The sequence below is a fragment of the Bryocella sp. genome, assembly GCF_058498515.1.
The window spans coordinates 21,885-38,981 of sequence record NZ_JBMHYI010000030.1 but is presented as its reverse complement, the minus strand read 5'-3'; the positions used below and the strand labels follow the sequence as shown (position 1 = coordinate 38,981).

19 protein-coding genes are annotated in these 17,097 nt (G+C 63.7%); 14 read left to right on the top strand and 5 right to left on the bottom strand.

Going from position 1 to position 17,097, the window contains the following annotated elements; translation table 11 throughout:
• Nucleotides 1-15 precede the first annotated feature (15 nt).
• The 9 genes from AC5E6W_RS08775 (at nt 16) to AC5E6W_RS08735 (ending at nt 6,948) form a co-directional block, all read left to right on the top strand.
• Complete coding sequence (locus tag AC5E6W_RS08775) at nt 16-750, top strand: hypothetical protein (protein ID WP_491751903.1); 735 nt, start codon at nt 16-18, stop codon at nt 748-750.
• Between the two features lie 171 nt (nt 751-921).
• Complete coding sequence (gene serA / locus AC5E6W_RS08770; protein ID WP_491751902.1) at nt 922-2,586, top strand: phosphoglycerate dehydrogenase; 1,665 nt, start codon at nt 922-924, stop codon at nt 2,584-2,586.
• Nucleotides 2,587-2,622: 36 nt separating this feature from the next.
• On the top strand, nt 2,623-2,838 hold the full coding sequence (locus AC5E6W_RS08765) for a hypothetical protein (protein ID WP_491751901.1): 216 nt from the start codon (nt 2,623-2,625) through the stop codon (nt 2,836-2,838).
• Nucleotides 2,839-2,879: 41 nt separating this feature from the next.
• Nucleotides 2,880-3,179 (top strand): PIN domain-containing protein, encoded by a 300-nt coding sequence (locus tag AC5E6W_RS08760; protein WP_491751900.1) that lies wholly within the window; start codon nt 2,880-2,882, stop codon nt 3,177-3,179.
• A 169-nt stretch (nt 3,180-3,348) separates the two neighbouring features.
• Complete coding sequence (locus AC5E6W_RS08755; RefSeq protein WP_491751899.1) at nt 3,349-4,401, top strand: SurA N-terminal domain-containing protein; 1,053 nt, start codon at nt 3,349-3,351, stop codon at nt 4,399-4,401.
• 10 nt (nt 4,402-4,411) lie between these two features.
• Nucleotides 4,412-4,828, top strand: coding sequence for a c-type cytochrome (locus AC5E6W_RS08750; protein ID WP_491751898.1), 417 nt, complete (start codon nt 4,412-4,414; stop codon nt 4,826-4,828).
• Nucleotides 4,829-4,837: 9 nt separating this feature from the next.
• Nucleotides 4,838-5,251, top strand: coding sequence for a hypothetical protein (locus AC5E6W_RS08745; RefSeq protein WP_491751897.1), 414 nt, complete (start codon nt 4,838-4,840; stop codon nt 5,249-5,251).
• 184 nt (nt 5,252-5,435) lie between these two features.
• The gene (lipA, locus tag AC5E6W_RS08740) at nt 5,436-6,377 is read left to right on the top strand and encodes a lipoyl synthase (RefSeq protein ID WP_491751896.1); all 942 of its coding nucleotides are present in this window, start codon (nt 5,436-5,438) and stop codon (nt 6,375-6,377) included.
• 208 nt (nt 6,378-6,585) lie between these two features.
• Nucleotides 6,586-6,948 (top strand): gamma-glutamylcyclotransferase family protein, encoded by a 363-nt coding sequence (locus tag AC5E6W_RS08735; protein WP_491751895.1) that lies wholly within the window; start codon nt 6,586-6,588, stop codon nt 6,946-6,948.
• A gap of 8 nt (nt 6,949-6,956) precedes the next feature.
• Here the strand turns inward: AC5E6W_RS08735 and AC5E6W_RS08730 are convergent, their stop codons facing one another.
• The 3 genes from AC5E6W_RS08730 to AC5E6W_RS08720 form a co-directional block, all read right to left on the bottom strand.
• Nucleotides 6,957-7,352, bottom strand: a complete 396-nt coding sequence (locus AC5E6W_RS08730; RefSeq protein ID WP_491751894.1) for an RNA-binding S4 domain-containing protein — start codon at nt 7,350-7,352, stop codon at nt 6,957-6,959.
• A gap of 10 nt (nt 7,353-7,362) precedes the next feature.
• Nucleotides 7,363-8,271 (bottom strand): SDR family oxidoreductase, encoded by a 909-nt coding sequence (locus AC5E6W_RS08725; protein WP_491751893.1) that lies wholly within the window; start codon nt 8,269-8,271, stop codon nt 7,363-7,365.
• Nucleotides 8,272-8,373: 102 nt separating this feature from the next.
• Nucleotides 8,374-10,608, bottom strand: a complete 2,235-nt coding sequence (locus AC5E6W_RS08720; protein ID WP_491751892.1) for a molybdopterin-containing oxidoreductase family protein — start codon at nt 10,606-10,608, stop codon at nt 8,374-8,376.
• On the opposite strand from AC5E6W_RS08720, the gene AC5E6W_RS08715 reads away from it, so the two are divergent.
• The 5 genes from AC5E6W_RS08715 (at nt 10,607) to AC5E6W_RS08695 (ending at nt 15,728) form a co-directional block, all read left to right on the top strand.
• Nucleotides 10,607-11,089: a YybH family protein gene (locus tag AC5E6W_RS08715; RefSeq protein ID WP_491751891.1), complete on the top strand. Its 483-nt coding sequence runs from the start codon at nt 10,607-10,609 to the stop codon at nt 11,087-11,089. The genes AC5E6W_RS08720 and AC5E6W_RS08715 overlap by 2 nt on opposite strands.
• Nucleotides 11,090-11,188: 99 nt before the next feature.
• Nucleotides 11,189-11,644 carry a YybH family protein gene (locus AC5E6W_RS08710; RefSeq protein ID WP_491751890.1) on the top strand — a complete coding sequence of 152 codons (456 nt, stop codon included), beginning with the start codon at nt 11,189-11,191 and terminating at the stop codon, nt 11,642-11,644.
• A 2-nt stretch (nt 11,645-11,646) separates the two neighbouring features.
• Nucleotides 11,647-12,495, top strand: coding sequence for an ATP-binding cassette domain-containing protein (locus AC5E6W_RS08705; RefSeq protein ID WP_491752023.1), 849 nt, complete (start codon nt 11,647-11,649; stop codon nt 12,493-12,495).
• A gap of 438 nt (nt 12,496-12,933) precedes the next feature.
• Nucleotides 12,934-14,484: an aldehyde dehydrogenase family protein gene (locus tag AC5E6W_RS08700; protein WP_491751889.1), complete on the top strand. Its 1,551-nt coding sequence runs from the start codon at nt 12,934-12,936 to the stop codon at nt 14,482-14,484.
• A 167-nt stretch (nt 14,485-14,651) separates the two neighbouring features.
• Nucleotides 14,652-15,728, top strand: coding sequence for a zinc-dependent alcohol dehydrogenase (locus tag AC5E6W_RS08695; protein WP_491751888.1), 1,077 nt, complete (start codon nt 14,652-14,654; stop codon nt 15,726-15,728).
• Between the two features lie 67 nt (nt 15,729-15,795).
• On the opposite strand, the gene AC5E6W_RS08690 is transcribed toward AC5E6W_RS08695, so the two are convergent.
• Nucleotides 15,796-16,230, bottom strand: coding sequence for a DUF971 domain-containing protein (locus AC5E6W_RS08690; protein WP_491751887.1), 435 nt, complete (start codon nt 16,228-16,230; stop codon nt 15,796-15,798).
• A 45-nt stretch (nt 16,231-16,275) separates the two neighbouring features.
• The gene (locus AC5E6W_RS08685; protein ID WP_491751886.1) at nt 16,276-17,079 is read right to left on the bottom strand and encodes a sulfite exporter TauE/SafE family protein; all 804 of its coding nucleotides are present in this window, start codon (nt 17,077-17,079) and stop codon (nt 16,276-16,278) included.
• Between the last annotated feature and the right edge of the window lie 18 nt (nt 17,080-17,097).

Genomic DNA, 17,097 nt, shown 5'->3' with positions numbered 1-17,097 from the left:
CGGAGCCTTCGGTCCATGCTCGACGTTCATCCGCCGCACGAAGCTACGCACACGTGGAAAGATTTCTTCATCCACATCGCGACGATTGTGGTTGGCCTGATCATTGCTGTGGGTCTCGAGCAGACGGTGGAGATGATCCATCATCGGCACCTGCGCCACGAGCTGGAAGCCAACATGCGTTCCGAGGCTCAGCGCAATGTGGAGATTCTCTCCATCCACCTCGAAGTGAACGTTCCCAACATGCTGTGGGACCGTGCGGCGCTGATTGCCGTCCGAACCGCACCGGTGAAGAACGGCTTCATCGATGTGGCCCTGCCGCCGCGCGATCCGAGGGCCAGCCGAAAGGTGATGACCGCGCCGGAGCGCAATGTGTGGCCGGCCGCCAAGGCTGCGGGGACGGTGATGTTTCTGCCCAACGATCTTGCGCAGGTATACGCGCAGCTGGACCTGCAATCCGAATTCGACGACCGTGAGGTGGACCGCATCCGCGAGGCGAGTGCCCTGCTGACGCGCTTTGAGCTCGCGACGGGAAGCAACGTGCGGCCAGAAAGCACGCTGCATGTCACCCCAGCGCAGCGTGACCAGCTTCTGCTGGCGCTGTCCACGCACGCGCAGTCTCTGTTCGATCTGCTGCGGCGCGACAACCTGTACCTGCTCACCTGCCAGGGTGTGCTGCAGGGCGTTGAAGATACCCCCAGCATGATCGTCTTCATCGGAACGCACCCGATGCTGATGAATCAGTACCGGTAAGGGAGCGCTGCCCGCGAGACGCAGCAGGCCTATCTCGACAAGGCGCTGAAGAACCGGATGGCGGCCCACAAGCCGCCGCTGAGGCTGCGCGATGAGCGACCGCCTTCATCCGATGTTCGTTCCTGCCCGGTACACTTAAGGGTGTTGCGCAGCACGCGCCCGGAGCATGCCTTGAAGATTGTCATCGCAGAAAAAGTTTCGCCCGCCACCGTCGCCATCCTCGCCCGGGAGCCGGGCTGGAACGTCATTACCGCCGACCAGATTCCTGCCGGAGGGTTGGCCGCCGCGCTGGCCGATGCGGATGCGCTGATCGTGCGCTCGGCCGTGCAGGCGGACGCGAACCTGCTGGACCCAGCGCCGAAGTTGCGCATCATCGGCCGCGCGGGCGTGGGCGTGGACAACATCGATACCGAAGCGGCGACGCGGCGGGGCATCGTGGTGATGAACACACCGGGTGCGAACGCAGTCGCTGTGGCCGAACTGACGCTGGGGTTGATGATCTCGATGTCGCGGTCGATACCGCGCGCGAACGCCGGCATGCACGCAGGCAAGTGGGACAAGAAGAGCCTGCAGGGCTCGGAGCTGCGCGGCAAGACGCTGGGCATCGTGGGACTGGGGCGCATTGGGCTGGAGGTGGCGCGGCGCGCGAAGGCGTTTGGCATGAACCTGCTGGGCTACGATCCGTTCGTCGCGCCGGTAATTGCGAGAGAGAACGGCGTGACGCTGGTGGCGATCGACGAGGTGTTTTCGGCGAGCGACTTCCTCTCGCTGCATGTCGGCCTGACGCCGCAGACCGAGGGGCTGATCAACAAGAACTCGCTGGCGATCATGAAGCAGGGGGTGCGCATCATTAACTGCGCGCGAGGCGAGCTGATCGTCGACGAGGCGCTGGTGGAGGCGATCAAGAGCGGCCATGTCGCGGGCGCGGCGCTGGATGTCTTCCGCCAGGAGCCGTTGAAGGATTCGCCGTACTTCGAACTGGAGCAGGTGCTGCTCTCGCCGCACATTGCGGGCTCGACGGATGAGGCGCAGGAGGCGATTGGCATTCAGCTGGCGAACCAGGTGCGGGACTTCCTGAAGCTGGGCGTGGTGCAGAACGCGGTGAACGTGGCGTCGCTGAGCGAAGAGGAGTACGCGGAGCTTTCGCCGTACATCGAGATGGCGTCGCGGCTGGGGCAGCTGCTGGGGCACTCGGCCGGACGGCCGGGCCAAAGCGAGGAGCTGGGGACCGTCGAGAGCATCTCGCTGACCTACACCGGCCGCCTGGCGGCGATGAAGACCGAGATGGTGCGCAACGCCGCGATTGCGGGCGTACTGCGCGGCGCGGATGGCGTGAACCGCATCAACGCGGCGTCGGCTGCGGAGGAGCGCGGCATCCGGGTGCAGGAGGACAAGCGCGAGTATGTTCCGGGCGGCACGGGAGCGACGTTGCGGCTGAGCATCCACTGGTCGCGCAAGACGGGGTCGCACGCGGGCGAGGCCGGCGACTGGACGGGCATTGGCGCGGTGCTGCATGGCAAGAGCCCGCGGCTGCTGAGCTACGACGGTATCGACATTGAGGCCGAGCTGGCGGAGACGCTGGTGATCATCCGCAACAAGGATGTTCCGGGTGTGATTGGGCGAATCGGCACACTGCTGGGCGCGGCGCAGCTGAACATCGCGAACTTCGCACTGGGGCGCAGGATGAAGGCTGCCATGGGCGAGGGCTCCGCGCTGGCGGTGGTGCAGCTGGATCTCGAGCCGGGCGATGCACCCACGCTGGAGCTGGCGATCCGGGAGCTGCGCGAGGTGGAAGCGATCACCAGCGTGCGCGTGGTGGAGCTGGGACAGCTTTAGATAATTGACATACACTGCTGCCAACGGAGCTTTCCGATGAAGAGCGCCCAGGAACTCGAGACGGTGACTATCTTCGACAGCAAGGGACGGTCTCACATCCGTCCCGGCAACCCTCTCTACCGGAAGGTGGCGGAGCGTCAGTCCGCTGCGCCAACCGGATCGAAATCTGAGAGCCGGATGCCGCTTCTCAAGGTCGATGGCGAACCGCTTTCGCAGACGATTCTTCGCGAACGGCAGGGTGATTTCGACTGAACTACTTTTTCCTTGATTCGAGCTGCTTCCTGAAGCTCCACGTGAGGGAACAAGGCAGCGAAGAGTTGCGACAGGTCATCGTCCCTGAAGCGGACGGCCAGGTGCTGGTTTCGATTCTGCTCAAGGTCGAAGTGATGTCCGCGCTGGCTCGCCGCACGCGAGAGGGTAGTCTCTCGACCACAGCAAGGGAAACACTGGAGCGCGTCCTCCTGGCCGAATATTCCCGCTGCATAAGGTGGGATTTACGGGAGGAGATACTCGACATCGCTGCCGCGCTTTGGTATTTCGTCGTAGCTTGCGCACGCTGGACAGCCTGCAGCTTGCCTCGGCACTTCACGTAGCTCAATTTTTAGGGGTTGAAGATCGCTTTTTCTTCATCGCATCCGATCACCGCCTGCTCGCGGCGGCGGTCCAGGAGGGATTGCCGGTCTGGAATCCCGAATCGGGGCCTGCTCCTGTAGACTTAACAGGATGAACGTGCCCACCGGGCGCGTTTCTGATGACCTCCCCATGCTGAAGATCTCCCGCTTCTCCGCACTCCTCCTCTCGACCACGCTCGCGCTTGCCGGTTGCCATAAAGGGCCGACGGATGGCGTGGCCGCGACCGTCAATGGCCACCCGATTCTGCGCGCCGAGATCGACAAGATCTACCTGGCGCAGACGGCGAGCAATCCGCAGCAGGGCGCGCCGTCGCAGGACCAGGTGGATTCGGCGAAGCTGCAGATCCTGCAGGGTCTGATCACCGATCAGATTGTGGAGCAGCGCGCTGCCACGCAGAACCTTACGGCGACGGATGCCGAGGTGGATGCGAAGGTCGCCGAGATGAAGGCTCCGTACACGGAGGAGCAGTTCCAGGCGAAGCTGAAGGCTTCCAACCTCACGCTGGATGAGGTGCGCCGCGAACTTCGTCACTCTCTGACGCAGAACAAGCTCCTGAACAAGGAGATCGACTCGCGGATTACCGTGACCGATGCGGATGTGAACTCGTACTACAACGCGCACAAGGCGGAGTTCAACTTCATCGAGAACATGTATCACCTTGGGCAGATCATCGTGACGACGTCGCCGCAGGCGAGCGGAACGAACCTGCAGAACAACAAGGCGACGACCGATGCCGAGGCGAAGAAGAAGATCCAGGCGCTGAAGAACCGGCTGGATTCGGGCGATGACTTTTCGACTCTGGCGATGAATTTCAGTGAGAACCCGCAGACCTCGTCGAATGGCGGGGACATGGGCATGGTGCCGGAATCGCAACTGAAGCAGAACACAGCGCTGTTTACGGCAATTGTGAAGCTCAAGGCCGGGCAGACGACGGACATCATTCCCTTCCCGGATCCCAACGATCCGAAGAAGGTAGGCGGCTACGCGGTCTTCAAGCTGATCGAGAAGGCCAACGCCGGACAGCGCGACCTGAGCGATCCTCGCGTGCAGCAGGCGATTCGCCAGCAGCTGCACGACAGCCGGTCGTCATTGCTGAAGGCGGCCTACTCGGAGATCCTGCACGACCAGGCGAAGGTGCAGAACTTCCTCGCGGAAGAGATCTTCAAGAACGATGCGAAGTAAGAGAGACGAGATGCGAGAGACGAGACGCGCGGACGCCCTCGGTGGGCATCCTCCCCTGGGCCACGCAAGGACTTTGCATCTCGCATCTCGAATCGCATTCCTGCTGGTCCCGCTTCTGCCGGCTGGCTGCAAGTCGACGCCTCCTCCCAAGCCACTGGACCAGTTGACGGCGGATGAGGCGCGTGGGCACCAGCTTTTCACGTCCCGCTGTGCGAGCTGCCACTATGATCGCAAAACGGGCGACCTGCATGGGCCGTCACTGCTGGGGCTGTACAAGAAGCCGTACCTTCCCAGCGGAGCCCCGGCCAATGACGATCGTGTGGGCGCGGTCATCCAGAATGGCCGCAACATGATGCCGCCAACCGGAGACTTCGAGCGGGGCTCGCAGGACTTCACCGCGTTGATCGCTTATCTGCACACGCTCTAGCTCCGACTCATGCCTGACGAGACTCCCAGCCCCGAGATCCTTCCTGCACCCGTAACCACTGCCTCACGGCCTGGACCGCGCGCGCTGCCCGGCATCCTGCCCGGGATGGCGTTGATTGCGATGTACCTGCTGCTGATGGCAATGCTGAATGCCTTCGCGGCGATCAATGGCAAGTTCGTTGGCGGCCCTGCGAAGTACAGCGTGCTGGGCGTGTGCACGCTGCTGGTGATCGGGGTCTTCGGGTTTCTGCGCCGGCAGCGCTGGGGATGGGCGCTGGTGACGGTGGGCTGCCTGCTGATGGCTTCGGGGTACTTCTATGGGTTTGCGCACACCCATATTCCGCCGTACCTGGTGCAGGGGGTTTTCGATCTGCTGTTCTTCCTGTACCTGGTGCGGACTGAGGTTCGCGAGCGGGTGCGGTAGGTTAGCGGATTCTCCTTTGCTGCCAGAGGTCATCGCCTCCATGCGTGAACTGCAAACGCAGCGGGCGCGGAGTACGCCACGGTGCGCGGCGGGATTCGCGCTTTACCCCGGCGATCATCGGCCACGCGCTGGCCTGGCCTGATGACGGTCGAATCGTGCTGCGGTCTACAATTATTAAAGCGCTATGGCTGCCTTCGCTTCTTCCGACCTCGTCCAGATCGATCTTTCGCCGCGCAGGCCTGCTCCCAAGCCGGAGTGGCTGAAGGCGCGTGCGCCGATGGGCGAGACGTTTCACAGCCTGAAGAAGATGGCGCGCGACCTGAACCTGCACACGGTGTGCGAAAGCGCGCATTGCCCGAACATCGGCGAGTGCTGGAACCAGAAGGCTGCGACGTTCATGATGCTCGGCAACCTTTGCACGCGGCGGTGTGGCTTCTGCGCGGTGCCGAAGGGCAAGCCGGAGCCGATCGACCACCAGGAGCCGGAGCGCGTAGCGTATGCCGTCGCGCAGCTGGGCCTGAAGCACGCGGTGATCACCAGCGTGAACCGCGACGATGACAACCTGGGTGCGGCGCAAGCCTTCGTTGAGGTGATCCGGCAGATCCGGCTGCAAGCTGAGGGCTGCCGCGTGGAGGTGCTGACGCCGGATTTCCAGGGCAATGAGGAATCACTGCGGCTGGTGGTTGCGGCGCGGCCGGAGATCCTGAACCACAACATCGAGACGGTGCCGCGGCTGTATCGCGTGGCGAAGTCCGGTGGGCGATACGAGAAGTCGCTGCACTTCCTGAAGCATGCCAAGGAGATCGCGGCGGAGATGTTCGACGACCGCGAGGGCGACCAGATCGTGACCAAGACCGGCATCATCGTCGGCATGGGTGAGGAGATGCACGAGCTGCTGGGCGTCTTCCGCGATCTCGCGGATCGCAAGGTGGACATCCTGACGATCGGGCAGTATCTGCGGCCTTCGCGCGACCATCTTCCGATGGCGCGGTACTACACCCCGGACGAGTTCGCCTTCCTGAAGCACGAGGCGCTGGCGATGGGGTTTCGGCACGTGGAGAGCGGGCCGCTGGTGCGTTCGAGCTATCACGCGCACGAGCAGGCGCAGTCCACCGGACTCGCGTAAACTGGTTCAAATCCAACCGGGATTGCAGCTCTCAAGCAGCACAACATTTCTCTGAGTCCGCTCTGCGTCTTGCGACCCTTCCGGGGTCACGGGAGGGCAGCGGTGTCCAGGACTGCGCTCGATCGCACCGAGCGCCCAGGCCTGCGCCCCTGTTTGCCTGCAAGGCGCGGTCCGGGTTCGTGCAGAAGCGGAGACGTCGACACGACGCATGAGTGACCGGACGGAAGACCTGATTTTTGTCTATGGAACACTGCACCCGGACCGGGCTCCGGCCGAGATTGCTCGCGCGGCGCGGCAGTTGGAGCTGGTGGGCGACGGCACCATCGCGGCCCGCAAGTACCAGTTCCGGAACTATCCGGCGATCGTGCTGGATCCAGCCGGCACGGTGGCGGGACATGTGTTTCGCGTGCCTGAGCCAGCGCTGTGGACTGAGCTGGACGCGTACGAGCAGTACCATCCCGCGCGCCCGGATGCGAGCCTCTTCGTGCGCACACGAACGACCGTGACGATGGCGGATGGGTCGACGGTCGAGGCGTGGGTATACGAGTATGCGCGGGTGCTTCCGCGCTGAGCGCCGGTTTAGCGCTCGCGACCGCGGAACTTGTTCAACACGCGACGATCGCGGCCGGTAGGCTTGGCCTCGGGCAGGGCTTCAAACTGCGCCATCGCACGCTTGTCGGCGAGGAGCTTGGCACGGGCCTCGCGACTCGCGTCGCTCTCGCTGAAGAGCTTCTGCGCGGCGGCGGCAGGGCCGCGAATCTCGCTGAGCTCGAGCACCTCGATGTCATAGAGACCCGACTCGTTGGTGATGCTGAGGCGGTCGCCGAGCTTGACCTCTCGGGCGGGCTTGGCGAGCACGCCGTTGAGGCGCACGCGCCCGAGGTCGCAGGCCTTGGAGGCGAGGGCGCGCGTCTTGTAGAAGCGCGCGGCCCACAGCCACTTGTCGATGCGCATGTTTTCGCGAGAGCCCTTCACGAGATCGAGCTTAGCCGATCTCCAGGCCGCCTGTGGCGCCGTAGACCTCGCCGGTGACGTAGCTGGACTCCTGCGAGGCCAGCAGGACGTAGAGCGGGGCCATCTCGACGGGCTGGCCAGGGCGGCCCATCGGGGTCTCCGAACCGAAGGTGGGGATCTTCTTCTGGGGCTGGCCACCGGAGGTCTGCAGTGGCGTCCACACGGGGCCGGGAGCGACGCAGTTCACGCGGATGCCGTCTGCCGCGACCTGCCGGGCGAGGGCACGCGTGAAGGCGAGGATGGCCGCCTTGGTCGGAGCGTAGTCGATGAGGCTGGGGCTGGGATGCGTGGCCTGGATGGACGCGGTGGTGATGATGGAGCCGCCGGGCGGCATGAGCTTGAGCGCTTCCTGACAGACCCAGAAGAGCGAGAAGACGTTGACCTCGTAGGTCTCGACGAGTTGCTTCGTGGTGACATCGGCGATGGCATCGACCGCATGCTGTTTGCCCGCGACGCAGGCGAGGATGTCAAGGCCGCCGAGCTTCTTCGCGGCATCCTTCACGAGGCGGCGCGCGAACTTCTCGCTCTTGAGGTCTCCGGGTAGAGCGAAGGCCTTGCGGCCCTCGGTTTCGATGAGCGCGATGACCTGCTTCGCGTCGGACTCTTCGCTGGGGAGGTAGTTGATGGCGACGTCAGCACCCTCGCGCGCGAAGGCGATGGCTGCGGCGCGGCCGATGCCGGAGTCGCCGCCGGTGATGAGGGCCTTGCGGCCTGCGAGCCGGCCACTGCCGCGATAACTCTCCTCGCCGTGATCGGCGAGCGGCTTGAGCTTGCTGTCCTTGCCGGGAACGTTCTGCGGCTGCTTCTTGAAGGGTCCGCGGGGGTATTGCTTGGTGGGATCCTGCAGGGTGTAGAGGTCTTTTGGATTCTTGACGGCCACAACGTCTCCTGTGCGAGTGCATCGCTCGATCAAGTGAGATGCGGCGATGAAACAGCACGAAGAGGTTCGGCCCGATTGTGTGTAGCGGGATGAAAAGCAGCGTCAGTCGGCGGCGATGGCCTCTTCGTTGCTCTCAACCTTCTCCACCTCAACCAGCGTGGAGTAGAACGTCGCGCCGCCGCCGATGTCGGTGAGGCGCTGGCTGGTGAGGGCGTTGACATTCTTTCCATCTGCAGCCAGCTTCTGCCAGTCGAGCCGTGCGGAGACCACGCCAGCGCCAACCATGCTGCCTACGCGAGCCGTGAGCGTGATGCGGCCTCGGGCGTTGAAGATCGCGACGCGGTCTCCATCGGCGACACCGCGCGGCTTCGCGTCACTCTCGTGCATCTCCAGTATGCCGGCGGTGCGGCGCTCCATCTGCTGATGCACGGCGTGGTTCGCGAACGTGGTGTTCATGTAGTTGTCGGCTTTGCGCGGGAGGAACTCGAGTGGGAAGAGCTTTGCGTCCTCGCCGGAGCGCGACTCTACCGGCGCGAGGAACTCGGGCACGGGCAGCAGTTCGGCCTTGCCGCTGGTGGTGTTATGAAACCAGTCGCGCGTGCTGAAGGGCAGTACCTGTCCACGGTCGTTCGTGGGCAGCAGGAGCTCGAATTGTCCGTCGCGCTCGAGGGCTTCGCGATCGATCTTCGCGAGGGTTGGGCCTTTCACGTCGAGGGCGGTAGCGATTAGCTCCAGCTCGGTGGCTTCGAAGGCAGGTTCGCCGGGGAACATGCGGCGGCCGAGGTCGCCGAAGAGTGCGACGTTGGAGCGGGCTTCGCCGAGCGGCTCGATGGCGCGGTACGAACGCTGCGCCACACGATGGCCGTAGCTGCCCATCAGCTCCTCGTGCTCGAGGAAGGTGGTGGCGGGCAGGAGGATGTCGGCGTAGTCGGCGGTGTCGGTGAAGAATTGCTCATGCACGACGGTGAAGAGGTCGTCGCGGCGCAGGCCGGCGAGGACGCGTTCGGAGTCCGGTGCGACCGCTGCGGCGTTGCAGTTGTAGACGAAGAGCGCCTTGACCGGAGGGCCTCCGGGAAGTGTCGGCGAAGGGTTCGGCGTGCGGCCTAGTTCAGTAAGCGCGAGGCCGAGCTCGTTCATGTTGATGACGCGGGCCTCGCGCCCAAGCGGGCTCTGGCGCATGAGTTCGGGCATCTGCAGGCGCTCGCTCGCGAACGGGAAAGCTTTACTCATGGAGAGCAGCACGCCGCCGCCGCGCTGCTTCCAGCTACCCGTGATGAGTGGCAGCATGCTGACGGCGCGCACTGCCGTACCGCCGCCTTCGCTGCGCTGGATGCCATAGTTCACGCGAATGACGGCGGAGGCTTCCATGCTGCGGCTCTGCAGACCGTAGGCGCGGGCGAGCCCCTCGATGGTCTCGGCATTGATGCCGGTGATGGACGCGGCCGCTTGTGGCGAGTGCTGGGACTTGAGCGCGTGGTCGCGCAGTTCTTCCCAGCCATGCGCGCACTCGCGCAGGTAGGCTTCATCCGCATAACCATCGCGGAAGAGTACATGCATCATCGCGAGGGCGAGCAGCGTGTCGGTGCCGGGGTTCACGCGCAGATGCTGGTCGGCGAGCGCGGCGGTGCGGGTGCGGTAGGGATCGATGACGACGAGCTTTGCAACATCTCGGCGCGCCTGCTCGATGAAGGGCCAGAGGTGGATGTTGTTGCCGTGCACGTTGCCGCCCCACACGAGGATCAGCTTCGCGAGGGCGAACTCCTGCGGCGTGGGGCCCACGCGCGTGCCGTAGACGCGGCTGAGGCCTTCGCCACCGGCGCTGGAGCAGATGGTGCGGTCCAGCTGCGAGGCCCCCATGCGATGGAAGACGCGACGATCCATCGACCCGAAGCCGAGCTGACCGATGGTACCCGCGTAGCTGTAGGGCAGGATGCTTTCGGGGCCGTACTCGCGGGCGATGGTGGTGAGGCGCGCGGCGATGGTGTCCAGCGCTTCATCCCAGCTGATGCGCTCGAAGGCTTCGGTCTCCGCGCCCTGCGGCAGTGGGCCTTTGGGCACACCCGGCTTGCGGCGCATGGGATAGAGCAGGCGGTCGGGAGCGTAGACGCGGTCGAGATAGCGCGCGACCTTGCCACACAGGAACCCACGCGTCACCGGGTGCGCGGGATCGCCCTGGACCTTCGTCGCGTGGCCTGTGAGCGAGTCCACGGTGACCAGCACGCCGCAGGAATCCGGGCAGTCGTGCGTGCAGACCGAATGCACCACATGCGTGTTGGCCTGAGGCTGGCTCATGGCAATATTGTAGGCGTCCGCCATCGCTTCGAGGAGTCCCTGCATGCGCTCTACGACACGCTTTTCCCTCCGCTTTCTTGCCGCCGCCCTGCTCGCGTTCGCGGTTGGTCTCTCCTCAACCGCGCAGGCTCCCGCCGCGGAGGCCGCAGCCATCAACACCATGATGCAGAAGAGCGCGGACGACTGGAACCGCGGCGACCTGGACGCCTTCGCGACCTGCTACAAGAACTCGCCGGAGATCGAGTTCATTGGGGCGACGATCAGCCACGGCTACGCGGGGATGCTGGCGACGTATAAGGCGCGCTATCCAACGAAGGAAGTGATGGGGACGCTCAGCTTCTCGCAGCTGGATGTGCAGCCGCTGGATGCGCACTTTGCCACCGTCACCGGGTGGTTCCACCTGGAGCGCACGGCAGCAGGTGGCGGCAGTGCAGACGGATACTTTCTGCTGGTTGTGGAGAAGACGCCCGCGGGGTGGAAGATTGTGCGGGACGCCACGACGGTGCACGCGCCGCTGACGAAGTAAGTCCGGCGACCCCAGGACAAGACGGAAGCGCGTAGACTCTGTCCGGCGGAATCCGGCCGGAAGCGCCGTCCGTAGAATCAGCAGACCGGAGGAGTAACCATGCGATGCCCTGCCCTGCTTCTGACGATCGCACTATGGACTGCGCCCGCATCTGCGCAGAGCAGTGATCCGCTGTTCACTGCGAGCAAACAGCAGCTTGCGGTGGTGAAGGTCGTGCTGGCGCAACAGGACGAGTGGAACGCAGGCGATCTCGAGAAGTACCTCTCGCACTTCAAGGACGCGGCCGACACGTCGATGATGCTCGGCGCGCCGGTGCGGGGGATGGGCAATATCCGCAACGCGTTCCATCTGCTGTACCCGAACAGAGAGTCGATGGGCGAGCTGGATAACAGCGAGGTCGAGGTGCGTGAGCTGGGCGAGAACTTCGCGCTGGCCACCGGCAAGTATCGCCTGACGCGAACGAAGAAAGGCGGCGGAGAGATTCGCGGAACGTTTAGTGAGATCTTTGAGAAGACGCCTTCGGGATGGAAGGTCATCTTCTCGGAGTCGATCTGACGATGGAGCCTGTTCTGGATTTGCCTGATACGTCCGTGCCTGCAACGCCGCTGCTCGAAGCCCGCCACCTGGTAAAGGACTACGGTCGGGTGCGCGTGATCGACGATGTGTCGCTGTCGCTGTATCGCGGTGAGACGCTGGGACTGGTGGGAGAGTCGGGCTCGGGCAAGAGCACCGTGGCGCGCATGATGCTGCGGCTCATCGAGCCCACGTCGGGCAGTGTGGTGTATCGGCCGTACAACAGCGATGGGCATGCAAGCGAGATCGATGTGCTGGGCTGCGGCAGCGGCGAGATGCGCCGGCTGCGTCGCCGGCTGTCGCTGGTGTTTCAGGATCCTTATGCCGCGCTCGATCCTCGCATGACGGTGCGGCAGATCCTTTGCGAACCGTTTGCGATTCATGGCGAGCAGCCGGAAGAGGGCCGCGGGAGCGCCAAAGAGAATCTCGACGCGCGGCTTGCAGGGATGCTGAGCGATGTCGGGTTGGAGGCGTCGGCGCTGCCGCGTTATCCGCATGAGTTCTCCGGGGGACAGCGGCAGCGCATCAACATTGCGCGTGCCCTGGCGCTGCGGCCGGAGGTGCTGGTGCTCGATGAGCCGGTGAGCGCGCTGGATGTCTCGGTGGGCGCACAGGTGATCAACCTGCTGCGCGACCTGCAGCAGCGCTACAGTCTGACGTGCCTGTTCATCTCGCACTCGATGCCGCTGGTGCGGTACCTGTGCCACCGCGTCGCGGTGATGCAGCGTGGGCGCGTGGTGGAGCTGGGCCCGTGGCAGCAAGTGTGCGAATGTCCCAGCGAGCCCTACACGCAGCAGCTGCTGGCGGCCACGCCGGAGCTGCCGGCGGCGTAACACTGACGCGGCGGCTGGGACCACCAAACTTCGCGGCAGCCCATATTAGAACGGGTGTGTCGGCACTCGTGAAGGCCGGCGCTCCGCACTGCAGATGAGCGGCCTAGGATCGGAATCGGCAACCGAACGCGATTGCTTCCTGCCCGCAGCGAGCTCTCTGTCCCCGGTGAAACCATGCCACTGGAAATCAGGCTGCGGGCGTATTCCCTGTCCCTTGAACGGAATAGCCGTGTCTGGTCTGCCATCGGCGACCAGGGCAACGATCCCCCCACAGTGGCGTTTTTCCTTGATTGAGGAGACGAGGCGGTTAGCCGCCGCCTTTATATGTTAGTCCCCTGCAAAATATGTTGTCCGTGCCTGCGATCACATCCAGTCCTATGTCGCGGGTAGCAGACTTCGTGACGTTGATGGATTCACGTTTCACGAGGAAGGTATTTTATGTCAGCAGCAGTGTTGGAAACTCAGGACGCAATCTTTGAGCAGGCGTTTTCGACCATTCGCAAGGATGGTGTGCGCTCGCGGTACGACAACTTTATCGGTGGCCGATGGGTCGCTCCGGTCCAAGGCAAGTACTTCGCCGACCATAGCCCGATCAATGGCGCGCTGCTGGCCGAGTTCGCACGCTCTTCGGCGGCCGACGTGGAAACCGCGCTCGATGCTGCGCACGCAGTCAAGGATGAGTGGGCCAACACCTCAGCCGCAGGGCGTGCAGCGGTTCTCAACCAGATCGCCGACCGGATGGAAGAGAACCTCGAGCTGCTGGCGATGGTGGAGACGCTCGACAACGGCAAGCCCATTCGCGAGACACGCAACGCCGATGTTCCTCTGGCGATCGACCACTTCCGCTACTTCGCGAGCTGCATCCGCGCGGAAGAGGGCTCGGCCGGTGAGCTGGATAAGGACACCGTCGCGTATCACTTCAAGGAGCCCATGGGTGTGGTCGGGCAGATCATCCCGTGGAACTTTCCACTGCTGATGGCGGCCTGGAAGATTGCACCCGCGATTGCTGCAGGAAACTGCACGGTGATCAAGCCAGCCTCCAACACACCGCTGAGCCTGATGACCATGATGGACCTGATCAAAGACATCGTGCCTGCGGGCGTGATCAACGTGGTGACGGGGCCGGGTGGCGAGATCGGTAAGGCGCTGGCCGCGAATCCGCGCATCGCGAAGGTCTCCTTCACGGGAGAGACGACGACCGGCCGGCTGATCATGCAGTATGCGTCCGAGAACCTGATCCCGCAGACGCTGGAGCTGGGCGGCAAATCGCCGAACATCTTCATGGCCGACGTGATGGACAAGGACGATGACTTCCTGGACAAGGCGCTGGAAGGGTTTGCGCTGTTCGCGTTCAACAAGGGCGAGGTTTGCACCTGTCCGTCGCGTGCTCTCGTGCACGAGTCCATCTTCGACAAGTTCGTCGACCGGGCTGTGGCGCGCGTGGCGAAGATCAAGGTGGGCAATCCGCTCGATCCCACGACACAGATGGGGCCACAGGCTTCACGCGATCAGCTGGAGAAGATCCTCGAGTACATCCAGATCGGCAAGGACGAGGGTGCTGTCTGCAAGACCGGTGGTGGAGCGGCAAAGATGGAAGGCGATCTGGCGAACGGCTACTATGTGCAGCCAACCGTCTTCGTCGGACACAACAAGATGCGCATCTTCCAGGAGGAGATCTTTGGACCAGTGCTTTCGGTGACGAAGTTCAGCACGATCGAAGAGGCTCTGGAGATTGCCAACGATACGCCGTACGGCCTCGGCTCCGGCGTGTGGTCGCGTAACGGCACCGATGCGTATCGTCTTGGCCGCGGCATCAAGGCTGGACGCGTATGGACCAACTGCTATCACCTGTATCCGGCCGGTGCGGCCTTCGGCGGTTACAAGGAGTCGGGCTTCGGTCGCGAGACACACAAGATGATGCTCGACCACTATCGGCAGACCAAGAACCTGCTGGTGAGCTATAGCCCCAAGGCTCTCGGCTTCTTCTAGAGCAACACGTGCTGCGCGGCTCGTCCTGACGATAGTGTCGGACGGGCCGCGGAGCCACAGCCTTGGTAACGATGTTGAAACGAGCGACTCCCTTTCTCTGCCTGAAGCGGAAAATCTGTAGCCGCCCATTGCAATCCATGCAGCACGCACAACGAAGGGAACGTGAGATGGCAAAGACAATGAAAGCGGCGGTTGTTCGTGAGTTCGGAAAGCCCCTGGTGATCCAGGAGATGGCGATTCCCGAGCCCGGTCCTGAAGAGATTCAGATCAAGATGGAAGCTTGCGGCGTCTGCCACACCGATCTGCACGCCGCGGAAGGCGACTGGCCGATCAAGCCGACGCCGCCGTTCATCCCCGGCCATGAGGGCGTCGGTTTCGTCTCCGGCGTGGGCAAGAATGTGAAGACGGTGAAGGAAGGCGATCGCGTCGGCATCGTGTGGTTGTACTCCGCATGCGGACAGTGTCTCGACTGCCTCGCAGGGCAAGAGTCCTGCTGCTCCAAGGCGGAGTTTGGCGGCTACACCAAGAACGGCGGCTATGCGGACTATGCAGTGGCCGATCCGAACTATGTGGCTCATCTGCCCTCCAACGTCAACTTCATCGACGTGGCTCCAATCGTGTGCGCGGGCGTTACGGTGTACAAGGGGCTGAAGTCGACCAACGCGAAGCCTGGCGACTGGGTTGTGATCTCCGGCATCGGCGGCCTGGGTCACCTGGCTGTGCAGTATGCGAAGGCGATGGGCTTCCATGTTGCAGCGGTGGATGTCTCCGACGAGAAGCTGGCGCTCGCGCGCAGCCTCGGTGCGAAGCTTACCGTCAACGCGAAGACGCAGGACCCCGCAGCCTTCTTCCAGAAGGAGATTGGCGGAGCCAACGCTGTACTGGTGACAGCGCCTTCGACGCCAGCGTTTGCGCAAGCCATCGGCATGACCCGCCCACGTGGCACCATCGCGCTCAACGGTCTGCCTCCGGGGTCGTTCCCTCTGCCCATCTTTGAGGTGGTGTTGAAGGCTCTGACCATTCGCGGCTCCATCGTGGGCACACGTCTTGATCTGGCCGAGGCACTGTCCTTCGCTGGAGAAGGTCTCGTGCACGCCCACACCAAGGCCGAGAAGATCGAAGACATAAACGATATCTTCGCGCGGATGCATGCCGGCAAGATCGACGGCCGCATCGTGCTGGATATCACCGGCAAGCACAGCGCGCCGGCAGCCTCCAAAGAAGCCGAGCTCGCCCTGGCATAGGATTCCTCGGCGAACGGTTGTAACCCAGAAGGGCCCGGACATTGTCCGGGCCCTTCTGGCGCACGCTCTAGGTGCGGTTGGCGCGCTGCCTTTCCCACTCCACGTCGCAGACGTTGCGCAGGTAGTCCCAGGAGTAGATGCCGGCTTCGTGGCCATCATTCCACTGGAACTTCACGGCGTACTTGCCAATGGGGATGACCGCGACCGGCCGCGCGGGAGCTTCATACATAGGCAGCAGGCTCTGTGGCTTGGGCTTGGGGACGCCGGGCTCGCGGCCTGCGCCTTCGCGCTCTTCGTGGCACGTCGCGCAAGGGCACGCGAGGCGCAGCCAGGCGAAGGGCCACTCGCTGACGTGGCCATCCTTCCACTCGATGCGCATGCCGGTGCCGCCACTCTTGTCGATCTTTACCTTCGCGGGCTGAATCGCCGCGCCGCCGAGCTGCGGCCTGTCGGCCCGAGCTGCCTCTTCGGCCGAAACCATCCTGATTCCTTCATGACTCATGTTGACTCCCTTCGCGCGGGGCTTTCTCACCGCGCCGCACACCGATTAGCCGCCGTGCGCTTGCTTCCAGAAGAAATACGCTGCGATAACGCAGCCCACGACCACCACGATGCCGCGCAGCGTCTCGCCGCTGACGCGCTTGGCGAACTTCGCTCCGAGGTAGCCGCCGATCCCCGCGAAGATCATCGAGATGATGCAGTAGTGCCAGACGATGGCGCCGGTAAGGATGAAGGTGATGATGGCAACGAGGTTCGAGGTCATCGCGGCGAGGACCTTGAGTGCGTTCAGCGTGTGCATCTCCTCCACGCCGAAGAGCGCGAGGATGGTCATCACGAGAAAGCCGCCACCCGCGCCGAAATAGCCAACGTAAAAGCACACGGGAAAGAGCGCGAGCGACAAGGGGATGGGCGCGATGCGGCGGTCTGTCCCCGCGAGCGTAGCATGTGGCTCCGACGCGCGCGAGCGCAGCCAGCGCGAGATGGGGCCGCTGACGCCGAAGATGAGCGTGCCGCCAAGGATGAGCCAGGGGATGAGCTTCATGAAGGTAGCCTGCCGCGTATGCAGCAGCACCTCCGCCCCCGTGATCCCGCCGAGGATGCTGGTGATGATCACGGGCCACAGCAGGTCGCGGCGAAGATCGCCACGCAGCGCGGCCATGGAGGTGAGCTGCCCGGGCCATAAAGCGACGGTGTTGGTCGCATTGGCGTTTACTGGCGGAACGCCCATGCCCAGCATCGCGGGGAATGAGAGGAACGAGCCTCCGCCGGCCATGGCGTTGATCACGCCCGCAAGCAGCGACGCGACCACGAGCCAGATGTATCGCCAGTGCGGAGCCGAGGCAGAGAGCATCTCTCTATTGTATCGACC

Bases quoted from the DNA above. Each gene is read 5' to 3' on its own strand.
- AC5E6W_RS08775 (WP_491751903.1), top strand. From the start codon at position 16: ATGCTCGACGTTCATCCGCCGCACGAAGCTACGCACACGTGGAAAGAT.
- AC5E6W_RS08765 (WP_491751901.1), top strand. From the start codon at position 2,623: ATGAAGAGCGCCCAGGAACTCGAGACGGTGACTATCTTCGACAGCAAG.
- AC5E6W_RS08755 (WP_491751899.1), top strand. From the start codon at position 3,349: ATGCTGAAGATCTCCCGCTTCTCCGCACTCCTCCTCTCGACCACGCTC.
- AC5E6W_RS08750 (WP_491751898.1), top strand. From the start codon at position 4,412: ATGCGAGAGACGAGACGCGCGGACGCCCTCGGTGGGCATCCTCCCCTG.
- AC5E6W_RS08745 (WP_491751897.1), top strand. From the start codon at position 4,838: ATGCCTGACGAGACTCCCAGCCCCGAGATCCTTCCTGCACCCGTAACC.
- lipA (WP_491751896.1), top strand. From the start codon at position 5,436: ATGGCTGCCTTCGCTTCTTCCGACCTCGTCCAGATCGATCTTTCGCCG.
- AC5E6W_RS08735 (WP_491751895.1), top strand. From the start codon at position 6,586: ATGAGTGACCGGACGGAAGACCTGATTTTTGTCTATGGAACACTGCAC.
- AC5E6W_RS08715 (WP_491751891.1), top strand. From the start codon at position 10,607: ATGCGCTCTACGACACGCTTTTCCCTCCGCTTTCTTGCCGCCGCCCTG.
- AC5E6W_RS08720 (WP_491751892.1), bottom strand. From the start codon at position 10,608: ATGCAGGGACTCCTCGAAGCGATGGCGGACGCCTACAATATTGCCATG.
- AC5E6W_RS08710 (WP_491751890.1), top strand. From the start codon at position 11,189: ATGCGATGCCCTGCCCTGCTTCTGACGATCGCACTATGGACTGCGCCC.
- AC5E6W_RS08705 (WP_491752023.1), top strand. From the start codon at position 11,647: ATGGAGCCTGTTCTGGATTTGCCTGATACGTCCGTGCCTGCAACGCCG.
- AC5E6W_RS08700 (WP_491751889.1), top strand. From the start codon at position 12,934: ATGTCAGCAGCAGTGTTGGAAACTCAGGACGCAATCTTTGAGCAGGCG.
- AC5E6W_RS08695 (WP_491751888.1), top strand. From the start codon at position 14,652: ATGGCAAAGACAATGAAAGCGGCGGTTGTTCGTGAGTTCGGAAAGCCC.
- AC5E6W_RS08690 (WP_491751887.1), bottom strand. From the start codon at position 16,230: ATGAGTCATGAAGGAATCAGGATGGTTTCGGCCGAAGAGGCAGCTCGG.
- AC5E6W_RS08685 (WP_491751886.1), bottom strand. From the start codon at position 17,079: ATGCTCTCTGCCTCGGCTCCGCACTGGCGATACATCTGGCTCGTGGTC.